At 59.4% G+C, this 14,301-nt stretch carries 1 protein-coding gene; it reads left to right on the top strand.

What is annotated here, in order from left to right; genetic code table 11:
* Positions 1-570: 570 nt before the first annotated feature.
* Positions 571-14,214, top strand: coding sequence for a hypothetical protein (locus M9920_16495; GenBank protein ID MCO5053877.1), 13,644 nt, complete (start codon positions 571-573; stop codon positions 14,212-14,214).
* The last annotated feature ends 87 nt before the right edge of the window (positions 14,215-14,301 follow it).

Here is a 14,301-nt window from a genome sequence, read left to right on the forward strand (position 1 = left end):
CTTGCTGTTTGTAGTCCCGGCTTTAGCCGGAACAAGCTGTTCATGATCACGACAAATCGTCGAGAACAGAAACACCGCATTGCCAACGCCGTGACTCTGCGTCTCTCTGACTAAATCAAACGCACCGCCTAAAGATGAAACTACAAGCAGAACGCACAGAACACATCCGCCGCCTGAAGGCGGAACTACAAACAACCACACAAAACGCTCCCGAAATTACAAACCTCTCTCTGCTCCACCGGGGTCCAGTCCGACTCGCTGGCTGCTGTCACTTTCAACGCCAGTAAATCGCCAAAGCAAACGTGGCACGGAAAAAGCAGGAGCCGAACCAGATGGTTTGGCTAAAAACCGCTTGGCTTCCTGAATAAATGGTATAACGTCATCCACTAACACGACGCGTAACCACTTTCGTAATGAACGAACGCTCATGCCTTTTCATAGCGCAGTGTCGCGACTCAGACTCACGACGCCACCATCCGACGGCGGCAACCAGCAAAACATCCGGTCTAAAATTTGTAAAAATACACACCCATTTCCGAACTGTACACCAAGAAAACCGTAGAGATTGACATGGCCAAAATTGCGCGACGTTTCGTACCCTCCTTAATCCTCGGTCTAACCACCGGCGTTATTCTGCTCGCGGCGCCCGGTAACCCACCCAGTCTGGACAGTGACGGCGACGGTTGGCCGGATGCCGTTGAACATTTTCTGGGCACGGACCCATTCAATCCGGAATCCACCTTTGCCATTGGTCAGGTCATCCGATTGCAAGCCCCCGCCCGGACGGAACTGCGCTGGCCGTCGGTGAGCGGGCGCAGCTATCGCGTCGAAATCACGGATTCATTGCTCGCCACGAACTGGCAAACCGTTTCCGCACTCACCGGCACGGGGGGCACGTTGACGCACACGGTGATGGATGCCGCTTTCCCCAACGCGCGCTTTTTCCGCCTGGCCACCGACTACGACACGGCGTTGCCCCCGTATGCCGGAATGGTTGAAGTTCCTCACGCACCTATCACCACCCCCGGGCCGGTGGTGCTGCGCATCCAGGCGTGGCATCCGGACGGCGTGGATGAAGTGATCTTCCGGCGCCAGGGGCGCATCATCGGCGCGGCGGTTCTGGGCGCAGACGGTTGGTGGGAATTGGTGTGGAGTCCTGACGTTGCTGACAATGGCACGGACGACGTGATCGCCGAGGTGTATTGTGGCAACGCCATAACCATCGCCGAGGCACAATCGTTGGAAGTCAATCTCTCCCTGCCTCCGCAACCCGCTTACCTTACACAAAACCTCGATCAATTCGTATTGCTCAACGGCCAGGGCCAACCGCGGGGCGGCGCACCCGTACGCGCGGATGCGGCCGGCAATTTGCCCCCATGTGAATTCCGGCCCATGGGCGCCAGCGTGGCGGGTTCACCGGGTTCGCTGGCCATTCGCCTGCCCAATGGCGCCCGCCTGACGGACGCGGCCGGATCACCGACGCTGGAGTTTTCCACCGGACGACTCGTCAGCGGCGCCTTGAGTCCACTGACCATCACCGACGTCATTCAAGCAGACACCCTGCGCACGCTGCCGTTGGGGACGATAACGGTGGCGCAATTGATCAGCCTGTTTGAGCTATCGCCAACAAATGGAATTCCCGTAAAGATCGCCGGTCATTTTCCCGCGCGACTCATGAGCGGCACTTTTTCACCAGCCGGTTTCACCGCGCCGCAAATCCAGATTGATCCCGGCGTGTTGCCTTTTGGTCAAACCCTTGGCGCGTTCAATGGTTTGACGCTTGAGCTGGGGGATCATGGCTTCGTCAAACTTCCGCTGACCGGTTCGTTCCCCCTGGCCCAACTCGGCGGACCGCCAGCCACCTTGACCATCGGTAGCGCCGAGCCGGCGTGGGTGCGCTTCGGCTTTGATGGTTCGCTCGCTTTGGCCGGTCAGGGTCGGCTGGAATTTACCGACGGACCGACGTTTGACGTGGAACTGTCGCTCGATGGAACGGCGGCGGCTTTTGCTTTTCGCGCCGGAAAACTGCACGCGCGTTTGAGTGGTGATTGGTTGGCGGCGCATTTGCCCTCCGCAAACACTTTGAACGCAAGCACGCCGGCAAACGTGACGACGTTGAATGCCGCGGCCCTCGCCCTGGAGCGCAAAGCGCTCGCCTTTGAACAATTTACCACCGCATTCAGCGCGGCAAATCCGCTGCCGCTCCCGCGACCGGACGCGGGTCTTTTGCCTTTGCCATTGGACGTGGCGGGCTGGAGTAAACTGGCCGGAGCGACAGGTCTCGATGCCAACGCCACCGAATTGAAAGCGGCGCTGCAACAAGCCGTGCGCGCCGCCACGAGCGCACGCAAGCCGCAAGCTGCGGTGCGTCACTGGTTGGCCGTGGAACGGTTGCGCCTGGCCGGTTTGGCCACGTCCGGGCTGGATGCGCTGCAGACCGAAGCGCGCGCCGCCGCACAACGTCAACTCACCACCACTGAACGACCGCTCGATCTGGCTGGCGTTTATGAGAGTTTGCGGGACGTGGCGGAAGCCTTGCAGTTGGCGCAATTGACAGGTGGAGATTTTGATTTGGCTTCCGTACAACCCAGTTTGGAACAAGCCATCCTCAACGCCCTCGGCGCCCATGCGGCCAGCCTTGGCGTCGTCACTGGCCAAACCACCACCGCCGCTCCGGCGCTGCAAACGCGCAATCGCTTTCTTATTTATCAAGAACTGCACGAACTCGCGCAAATTCAGCAGGAGGCGCAACTGCTCGGGTTGGAAATTCCGGCGGAGGCGTTGTTGGGTGAATTACTGGCGCAATCCGGATTGGCGCTGGAACCCCAATTGCGCGCCGCGCTGCACGACGCGGAACTGGCCCTGGACGACATGGCCTTCCTGGACGCGATGGCCGAGTATCTTTACTTGAATCAACTCGACCAACTTGGTCTGTTCGCCAATGCCCCGATCGGACTGCTGAGCGTACAATCGCTGTCGGACCGCGTCGGCGCCATGGCGACGGCTCTGGAAACGCTGCCCATACCGCAGCGGCCGGTGGCCAAGCGGTTCCAGGAAGCAGAGCGACTGCGGAAAATCCTGGTCGCCATCCCTGCCAACGTCACCTACCCCGCCCCGCCCGGGCTACGCGCTTACCAGGGTCTGACCAATTCAATCGAAAACGCGATGGCTCTGCTCGGCGCGGCCGACCGTGCGGAATTGCTGGCTGTTTTGCGCGCGGGCAATCTTGGCGCGGAACTTCGCGATCGTTTGCAATTCCCCGCTGGCGCTCCGACATGGGAAGATGCCACTCGCATCAGTGCGGTGACCGATGCGCTGGCGGCGAAGTGTCTTAGCGAAAACGATCCGCAAACCGCCAAGCTCGGCGTGAATTCCTTGCTGGCGGCGGCCGCGCGCTTCACCAACGCCGCACAACAATCACTGCGCAAAACTTATTTACTGGAAGCGCAGAAGTTGGTCGTCACCCTGCGGACGCTGGCGGGCAACCGCATCACGCCACCGCCGGCCGCGGATGCGCTGCTAGCCGGCGGCATCGCCGTGGACGAACTGGCGGGTGGGCTGACCTACGATGCGCGCTCCCGCGAGTTGACCGGCTGGGGATCGGGACAAGTGCGATTGCCCGGCATGGGTGCGGCGTTCACGATGTCGCGCATTGCGTTTTCCAGCGGCGGCGCGTTCGAGTTGAATTGCCACGGCAACGTCACGTTGCCGCCGGGTACGAATGGTCCGGCGCGTTTCACCGTCACCGAACGGCGTCCGTTGCGTTTTGCCTGGCAGCGCCCCAACCATTTCTCCATTGCCGGCAGCGGCCAGTTGGAAGTGAACGGCATGACGTTCGAAGCGTGGGCCACCTTGGACGATCCCGAATATGCCTTTGGTGCCAGCGCCAGCGGCGTCAACTTCGACCTCGCAAATTCTCTGCGCGTGATGGTGCCGACCTTTCCGAGCGCGCCCAATTTCGCACCGGCTGCGCGGCGCGACCTGTTGAACTACGTGCATTCCATGTCGGGCAATCTCGACACGCTACGCGCTGATCTGAATCCGCCGACCTTCCGGGAAGCGGGTCAGATGCCGGATTTCAGTCTCGGCGAAAACTTCGGTCCGTTTCGTTGGATTGAGACCACGCTCGATCAATTTATCGCCGATGACGTATTGAACGTGGCGAACCGCAATTACACCAACGTCATCAGCCGGGTGGTCACCGCCATCAATTCATTGGAAGGCCAGTTGATCAATCGCCACGCCACGGCGGATTGCCGGTCCGAGGCCGCGTTCCTGGAAATGCACGAGACGTTGGAGATTTTACGTCGCATCGAACGCGTGGTACAGGCAAATCCGGGGGCTCCGGGCATGGCGTTGCTCCAAAGTCGAGCCACGCAATTGCGCATCGCGCTCGCGCCGCGGCTGGTTTGTGCCAGCGCGCTGGATTTGAACGACAGCACGGAGAACCTCGCCAGACGCCTGGCGTTGTTGTGGCAGTACGGACCACCCGACCAGCATACCATGCAGGCGGTCACCAATGTGGCGGAAGCGCTGCCGCAGTTCCTGCTTAAATTCGGCATTGACCCGGCCACGGGTGAACCGACCGATCCGGAAGCACTGGCGGCACAGGATTTCAATGAGATCATGCTCGCGCTCAAGGTAACGGCGCAAATGCAAGGCATTCTGTCCCTTGGCGGGTGGCAAGATACGGTGCCGGGTTATCCCGGTGTCGAACTCGCCGGAGTAATACGGAAATCGTGGGATCAACTCGGCCGCGCGCCATGGTCAGGAAAAGTCACTGAAGGGCGGGATTTGCTGACGGAAAATGATCGGCTCGCCACCGCGCTGGCAACCACCGGTGACCCGGAAGGATTTTTAGCCGCCGCCGATCCGTTACTGGAAGATTCACGCCGGCTCGGCGAACGCTTGCGACAATGGGCTGCAGAGGTGATGTCGTATGAAAAGACCTTGGAAATGTTCGGAGTTGAGTTGCCCACCAATGCGGTGCCCCGGGTCGTTGGTCCCGATCGTCCGTTGTTAAGCGCCACTGAAGATGTTTCCGACGTCCTTTCCATCGTGCTGGGGCGGGAATTGAATCCTACGGCAACCAATTATCATCCGGCTCGCGTCGTTAAAAAATGGTCTCTCGCCGGCACCAACGCCCCGGTCATTTCCATGCCGTTGGTGGAAGGATTCCAGGGAACGGCCACGCCTTACGGCGCTCCGGGCTACCGGGCGCTGGCTGACTTATCCAACGTGGAATTGATCTGGCAAAGCATTCGTCCCCCCGAAACCGCACCGCCCGCAATTTTTGCCGCTTGGAAGCAGGCCAAGGATGCCGCATTGGAATTGGGTCTCGACTCGGCGTTGTTGCCACCGGAAGTGTTGGCCGCACTCGCGGCGCAGCTCCAATTGGAGATCGAAAATTATTTGCTTAAGCCGTCGCTGCCCGACGCCATCCGACTCACTCGCGCCTCTCGCAACGTGATGATTTGGTTGCATGACCAGGGATTCCATCCGGACGTGGAAGCGTTGAAACCGCCGCTCGCCCAACTCGACAACGCCTTCAAGCTCCTCGTCGTGGCGCGACAAGCCTGGTGGCATCTGAGCAAATACACTTCGATCTTTGTGGATGGTTCGCTGAACTTTGCCGATCAATCGGCCGGATCGCTCGGACGCTATTTTGGCGCGTCGGCCGAATCTTCTCTGGGACTGGGCTTCCAATTGATTGACGATCTGGGGGCGTTGCTGCCCAGTGCGCGACCAGTGGATCTCGCGCTGCCCGGTGGGCTGCGAATTGACGAAGTGTTCGGCGAAGTGCGTTACAATCACCAGTCCAATCTGCTCTCCGGTTCTTTCGGCGGCAACCTGACTTTCCCGGACATTGACGCCAATTTCACGCTCACCGAACTCACCCTGGACAGCGCGGGTCACCTTTCGCTAAAAGCCTCCGCCAGCGGGCCGCTGCCTAAACTTCCGGGCGCGCATTTGAACGGCACGATCAACCTGGCCGGACAATTTCGTTTGGGAGCGCTGGGGCAGCCGCCGATCGCCATCCAAAGTTTGGTTGGCAGTGGCAGCGGTACCGCCACCCTGCCTAATGGCAAAACTTTTACCGGCACGTTTGGCTACGACAGCGCGGCCCAGACCCTGGCGCTGACCACTTCCGCACAGCTCGACCTGGCTCTGGGCGATCACTTTGCGCTGCTCAACGGTAACGCCGGTCTGCGCTTTGGCGGCGTCGGCCCGAACGCATTTCCGTCCAGCGGCCGCTTTGAATTTGGCGGCACGTTTGGCTTGCTACGCAAGAGTTCGCCTCCATCGGGTCAACTCCTCACACCGGAACATTTCCATCTGGCGGCGGTGGATGCTGTGGCGCGTCTGGACGTCAGTGCGGCGGCGCTCTCGGTTTCCCTGCCACAAGGACGGCTGTTGCTGCCGGAGTGGTTCAACTCACCTCCGACGCCACCCGCCACCGAGCCACAACGCGCCGAGCTGACCATCAATAGCAATCAACCGCCGCAGATCACCTTCGCCTTGGGTTCACCGGACGCCAACGGATTCAGACCGTTGACCAACGTCAATTTTGCCGGTGGCGTAATCTTCACCAACCTCGGACTGACCTTGCCGGATTTTTCCGAAGTGGGGGCGCGGAATTTTACCGGTCTGTTTGATTTCGGTAATCTGACGCTGGGCGCCTTGGGCACGGTCCCGGCCACCGTGGCGCCAAAGCTTACCATCAACCACGGTTTCGTCTTTTTCCCGCATCCGATCGAAACCAACGCCATCGAGATTGAAGCGCAAAACGTCGTGTGGCAGCTCGACGGTTTCCCGACCGGCACGTTGGGATTGGCGACCAACGTGAACCTGTTCAACGCGGGCGGCTTCGAATTGACAGTGCTTGGCGCTGCGGGCGCGCCTACGACTGGATTGGAAATCTTCGCCCCTCAAGGTCCGGCACAACTGCCCTCGCTCCGTATTTTCGGCGTACTGCGGCTGCTGGTGGATAACACCCTGCTGCTGCGCGAGACGAATAATCCCGCCATCACTGGCATTCCCACCGGACGATTTGGCGCCCTGACCGGAGGCGAATTGACGATCCACGCACCGGTCGGCAACGCCCTGCCCACCGTGGAATTTGATCTGTCTGACGTGAGTATCTCCGGTGACTTCCGCATCGGCGGAGCGAACGGAGTGCGGGTCACCGGACTGACTCCCGGTACTCCAGCGAGCATCCAGCTCGGCGGCCTCGGCAATCTATTTAACCTGGCCGACCAAGCGGGACATCAATTTATCGTGACGTTGAACGGCAAAATTGCGCCGCCCAATCTGCCGGCGTTTGGTCTGGGCAATTCGCACTTTGTCTTCTTCAGCTACACGCAACCGCCGCGCTTCGAGCCGGGCACGCTGCTTTACGACGGCAGCGATTGGACACTTGCCCAACAACTGCCGATTGAATTGCGCCAGGCGCAATTGCAGTTCATCAACAACACCCTGCCATGGGAACAACTGCTCGCGCCGACGAACATACAAATCACCACTACGTTCCGCCTCGGTTTCCCCAACGTGGATAACGCGATCATCGGCGGCGGTGCGGACAACGTGCGCGTGACGTTTTCGCCCGAAGGCGTGCCTCAGTTGCAAAACTTGGAGGGCATCGAGCTGACCTTGGACCCGGGCTTGAAAATTCCGCCCATTGAAGAACTGGGCGGCAGCGTTTACCTCACGGGCTTCAGCGATCCGGCGAACCTGCTGATGGCGGGGCGATTGGGGGGCAGCATCAATGGTTACAAACTCAAATTCATCGCTGCGTTTCGCTCCTCCGGCCCCTTGGGGTTGGCCGTGGATTTCAACGCCGGCTCGGCCGGCATTCCGCTCGGTCCAACTGGTTTTCTGTTCACCGGCGCCGGTGGCGGCATTTCTTATCTGCCTTCCAATGCGGATCCCATGGACTTTCGTAGTTACGTCCAGGAAGTCGGAGGTAAATTCCAGGCGAACTCCACCAACCCACCGCCCGCCGCCACGATGACCTGGAACAGTTTCAAGGAATGGGGCGACAAAATCCTGGCGCAAACGCCGACGTTCCCGCCACTCGGTACAGGTCCGAAACTGGAACTTGTTGAACCCGGCACCTATCCCGCCAACGACCCCATCGGTTGCCCGGTGGATATTCCACCCGTGACCGCCAACATCTTCGGCATGCCGCATCCCGATCAAGTCCAGTATCCCGGCAAGTTCATTTTGAAATTCAGCTCCATTCCCGAGGACACGCTGAACAAGCCACTGGCCAACGGCGGCATGGGTATTACGCGCGAGTTCATCGAATCGCTCAACCAATCCGGCACGACCCTGGCCCAAACGCTGGCGACGCAGATTTACTCGCAAATCACCAACAACCTGCCGCCAGTGCCCAGTGCGCTCGGGCCGGGCTTGCAACAAGCCATGCAGGAACTGGCGAATCAGTTGCGGACGGAATTTACGACCGCCTTCACCACAGCGTTGGCGACCGCCGGACCGGATTCACAAGCCATCTACGCAGCCATTCGTGAAAAGGCCTACGCCGGTGTGCCAGTGCAGGATGCCACTTTCAAGGTCAAGGGTGTGTTCACGCATACGGCGGTTTCGTCTTTCTTAAACGTGGAAGGCGGCGGCACCATTGGCACGACGGGCAGTGCCGGCGTGTCTGGAGCGGTGAACTTCTTCGGTGTGCCCGTGGGCGTGGGTCAACTTTATCTCTCCGCCACGGATGCCAACGGCAATCCCAATCCCCAACTTTCCGGCGACATTGCCCTGGCGCTGGGGCCGTTGGAGTTCGGCAGCGTCAAAGCGGTGTTGAAAGCCGACGGCGCGATGACCGGACTGGCGGCAGTCGTGTCCGGTATCGCCAGCGCCTTGGGACAACCGTTCCTGAACCAGATCATGGCGAACGTAAATCCGGATTACGTCGGTCTGACGCTGGCCCAAGCGGAAGCCGCAGTAACCCAGGGCATTTCCGATCCGCTCCAGCGAGCGAAACGTCTCGCCACCTTCCACGCGGCTTTTATCGCCCAAGTGTTGCGTCTGCCGCCAAACACTTTGAACGAAGCGTTGATTGACCAGATCGCGACGCTGTTTGATCAGGTGAATCCCGAGCTCGTCATCTGCGCGGATTCCAGCGTCAAGCTGGCTGGTTTGAAACTCGGAAATGGGTTGGCTTCCATGAAATACCGCATGCGTAAAACCGGACGGGAAGCTTACTTCGACATCGCGCCCGCGGGATTCATCGGCTACGGCACGCCGTTGGTGCTGCTGACGAGCGGACTCGACCGTGCCAGCCTCGCTTATGCGGAAACGTTCCCAGACGCCACTGGTTTGATCAAACGATTGCTCAACGGCAAGCTCAGTTCTCCCGCCGCTTGGGAGGCGGAAGCGCGCAACCAAGTGCGTAACATGCTGGAACATTCCGTCATCACCGGCACTTACGAGGTCAATCCCTTGGGCATGACTTTGTTCCGCGCTCAGGCCCGCCTGATCAATCCCGACTTGACCGCGCATCCCGTAATCCGCAATTGGGTGCGGCCGGGGACCGGCGCGCTGGCGCACCTGCCGCCGCGCGAAGATTTGCTCTTGAAAGCGGTTCGAGCTGATGTGCTGGGTGATGGGTTCTGGAAAGGAACCACCAACGAGCTGGCGGCGCTCTACGACCAGGAGTTTCCCGATCTGGAACCCCGCACGCTGACCCACGATTATTTTCCTCACGGTGGCCTGGCCCTGGCCGCCATGCTCGAAGTGCCGCGGATTTTGGCGACGTTGCCGCGCACGGAGCTGGCCATCTTGTTAAGCGAAAGCGCTCAGCCACTCGACCGCTTGAACGCCTTGCGCACCATCCTGTCCGACTATTTCGGCACCACGGTCCAACAGGGCAATTTCATGGCTTACCTGCCGTTGCCAAATCCACCCGCGCTCTTCGATGCCAATGGCAATCCGATTGTGCCACCACCAACGCTGGACCCGCTTGACTTGATCAACTCACTCAAAACCTTCGATCCAGAAACCGCCCATCCTGGTTCGCTCTGGGATCTGGGTGAGAGTTTCGTCTTCCTCAACCTTGACGGACAACTGCTCGACATCCCGATCGGCAACGCCAAACTGACCGCCGTAGGCCCGAATCCCGACACCGGTGCGTCCGCCATGTTTGCGGGCAACCTGCAGTTGGCCAGCAACAGTTGGGCGGCGCAGGTATTCGGCGTGAACGTGGATTTGGTGGCGCACATTGTCGGGCAGGCCCGCCCCAACCGCCGCCCGCTGGCGACCGCTTTCGCAGATTTGCAATCGCTTGACACTTTCGGTCCCGCACCGAATCCAGCCGTGGTGGCCGCGGCCATTAACGATCTGGCAAGCCAGTTGGTGGAGGTGGTCGCTCAAGACCTGCCGGCGGTGGAACTGACAGCCAGCGTGAATACCCTGACGCCACCGGGTAATTGGGGTTGGGCGAATAAAATTGTGCCGCAAGGCGCTTTGTCCCTGACGGCTTATACGCCGGAATTTGTGAGCGAATTACCACCCGTGCCCACCGATCAGCAACGGCTTCAGAAAACCGGCGGTATTGCGATCGCGGGTAATTTCAAACTCGGCAACCTGATCACCACCGAGGCGCAGATGCTCGTCACCCCACCCATCCCTGGTCGCCCTCGGCCGCAACTGACTGCCCATCTGACCGGTCAGGCCGTTAATCTGCCGGCGCCCTTCAATAATTTGTTGGCTAACGCTGCGCTCACCTTCGATAGCGAGGCGTCCAATTATGTCGTTGCCTCCGGCGCGTTGTCCGGCAGCGTTGCGATCACTTTACCGAACGGTTGGTCGGTCACCATACCGACCGGAGCCACGGTGGGGATTACGAATCACCAAGCCACCTTCCACTTCACCAGCGGCGGGGCCAGCGCCACGGTGACGGCAAACTACGCGAACCCGCTGAACCCGATATTCTCTTTCGAGGGCACGCTGGAATTCAATCCTTTCGGAACGGGCGTCATCGGCATCGTGCCCCAGCCAGGCACCGGGTCCAAACTCCTGGTGACCTTGAACGGAAACACGGGCCTGCTCAGCAATGCGCGGGTAGTGCTCAATGGACTCTTCGGCGGGGCCAGCGCCAACCTTCCCACCCTCACGGTGGATCAAGCTCTGAATTTTGCCTCCACCGCCATCGCCGCTCCCATCAGCAATCACACGCTATTCGACTTCAGCGTCACGAACCTTGTCTTGCAGGTGCAACGCGTCAACGGAGTCTTATCCGTCCAACAGATTGCCTTCCAATCGCCGCTGCCAATCGGTTTTAATTCCGGCATGTTCTCCGTCAGTGGCGGCGCGTTTGCCGCCAACAACGTTGCCACGCTTCCGGTAACAACTCTGCCCTCCCTCAACCTGGGCCGCTTTGCGATTGTCAACAACGGGGGAACCCCCACGCTGACGGCTAGCGGATTGAGTCTGCCGGCGCCGCAATTTACTTGTGCGGATTTGGGGATGAATTTGCCTCTCCCAGGGGGGGCGCTGGTGATTCCACCCAACGGCGCACTAACCCGCAACGGACTTTCCGCTTCGACCTTGGCGTTGAATTTCGGCGCCCTGAACGGATTTTCACTCAGCGGAGCCACCTGCGATCTCGTGAAGTCCGGGGCGTCAATGAATCTGCAAAACTTCCAAGCCAATTTAGCGGTCCCCGGTTTCACCGCTGCGCCCGTAGCGCTGAACGGCACGATACCGGCCAGCGGCGCGATCAGTTTCACGGGCGCGGGCATTCCGCAATTGAGCAGCGGCAAGATCATCATCAAGGGACCCAACGGCGCCGCGCTCACATCCACACTCAGCAGCACTGCCGGACTGGTTTTCACTGCGGGTTATTGGGACGTCACCGGCATTTGCAAATCCGCCCTGATTCTAGCCAACCCGATTAACCTGTCGGTGCCGGCAAACACAATGGCGGATCACACCTTTGCCACCTTTACGGCCGCACCCAATCTCCGCGGTTTCGCCTTGGGCGACTCCACCCTTGCGTTTAAGCGGGTCAGCGGCGCCACGCAATTGCAGGTCAGCGCCGGTAATCTACCATTGCCCGACGGCCCCACGCTGATCAACTTCAACGGCACGATTTCGTCCGCCGGCACAGTGTCTTTGAACACCGCGTTCAACGGCCGGTTTTACAATTTCCCCGTGAGCGCCAACTTTGCCTTGGCAAACAACACCACGCCCTGGGTTACCATCATGAATAATTCCCAACCTCGAGCCTGGTGGCGAATGAACGAGGCCAGCGGGCTTAGCCTGGCCAACGCCTCCAGTTCCGGCAGCACGCACAATGGCAGCACCACGAGCACGACCACGCGTCCCCAACTGCAACAACCTTCCGGTTTCCAGGATGGCAACGGCAGCGTTAATTCGATGCGCTTCGACGGCACCGACGATTTTTACAATGTGCCGAACCACGCCAATCTCCAGGGTGGAAACGCCATGTCGGTCGCCTGCTGGTTCCAAGTAAATCAATTCACGCCGGGCAAGTCCTGGCACACGCTCCTGGCCAAGGGCGACGATTCCTGGCGCGTGGCCCAAGACAACCAGAACCACTGGCTCAGCTTCGACACCACCGATACCGGCGGCGGTTATCATGTGCTTAGCGCTGCGAGCATTCCTGTGAATGACGGTCAATGGCATCACGTCGTTGCCACTTTCGACGGTCACACCAAGCGCATCTATGTGGATGGAGTGCTGCAGAATTCCGCAACCTGGGACGCGACCATCAAAGCCAGTAGCTACCCGGTCGGCATCGGCCACAATCCTCAGGTGGCCGGACGCAACTGGAACGGGGGGCTGGATGAAGCCGCCTTCTGGAATCGCGCTCTCAGCCCGGCAGAAATTCACGCCATGTATGAGCGCGGCAACGGATTACGGCTGACGCTCAGCGGCACGGCTAATCTGCGGACGACCGCTCCCGCCTTCCAGCCTGCCTTCAGTGGGAGTGTTAATGCGCACGGAGAATTTGAATTCTCCACCCACCTCAACAACGCCACCCTGCTCGGTTTTGGCTTTACCGATCTGGATCTCATTTTCGAGCGTCGCTTGTTGCCGAACAACACCGCCACCCTGACGGCGGCCGCCACCCTGCAAATACCCGCCGCTCCTCCCGACAGCATCCCGTTCCCGGTATTGGACATCGCCCCACGGTTTGACGCTACGTTCACATCAACCGTAATCGCCAATAGTGTGACGCTGACGGCTTCGAACGTAATGGCGAAAATTTACGGTTATCAACCCAAGTCTCCCGGCTACACACTCCAACTTTCCGGAAACTTGGGGAGCACCAAAGACTTGATCTTGTCCGACTTCAAATTCGGTCCGTTTGGTAACAGCGAGCTTACGGATATCAACCTGAACCCGCCGACCGGGACCATCACCAGTGATGGCTTGTTGGCCGTGGGCCCGTTTAACCAACTTCTAAAACTGCGCAATCAGACGGCCAACAACGCCACCATCGCCTTTTACGAAGGTGGCTTGGTGGTAAATGCGCCGTTTCAGTTGAAAACCACCATCAACGGAACCACGCGAGACTGGGGAACGATCACCTTCAGTGGATTGATTGAGCCTTCGGGCAAATATGATCTTACGGGCAGCGGCAGCATCGGCATCGGCAATAATCCGCGCTTTACGACCACTAGTTTCAACCTGCGATTTCGGTCGCCTGACTTTAATACTTGGACGGTGGCGCCTGCCAACGGCATCCCCAAACCCAAATTTTCTTACGGTGCGGTTAATCCAGAGGTCGAAAACTTTGGCATTCATGCCGACGGTTTCAGCTTTTTGGCCAAGCTTAGCGGCGCCCAAGATTGGCAAAACCGCTCCCCGCTACCGATTCGAGACTACCTTTTCTGGGTCTTGCACTTCGAATTTGACTTTAATGCCGACAGACTCGACGGAAATATCAGCGCCGAAACCGATTGGAAATGGCAAGGTATCTACCCACCGAGCGGTTTTCCACCTCATGTGACTTACGGCCCGGAACACACCGTCAAACTCCGAGGCAAGGTGGGTACCGATGGTAAACTCTTCATCGACGGAGCGGCGATTGTCAGCGGTACTTGGCCGGTGGATTTGGGGGGCTTCGATCCGCTCGGTGGCTGGAACCAGGATGGATGGAGCGTGTTTAACTTCGATGGGACGTCGGACTTTAATTTCCCTCAGGCCCCCGGCAGAGCGCGGTTGTGGTGAACCCGTAATCCGTAATGTTTACGATTAAGTACGTAATCGCAGTGATTGCGTGGCCAGGCACGACCTGCTTAAAATGGTTTCCAGATG

This window comes from Verrucomicrobiia bacterium (assembly GCA_023953615.1).
Lineage (GTDB): Bacteria > Verrucomicrobiota > Verrucomicrobiia > Limisphaerales > JADLHS01 > JADLHS01.

What these genes read in the sequence shown, in the direction of transcription:
- M9920_16495 (MCO5053877.1), top strand. Translation starts at nt 571, where the DNA reads ATGGCCAAAATTGCGCGACGTTTCGTACCCTCCTTAATCCTCGGTCTA.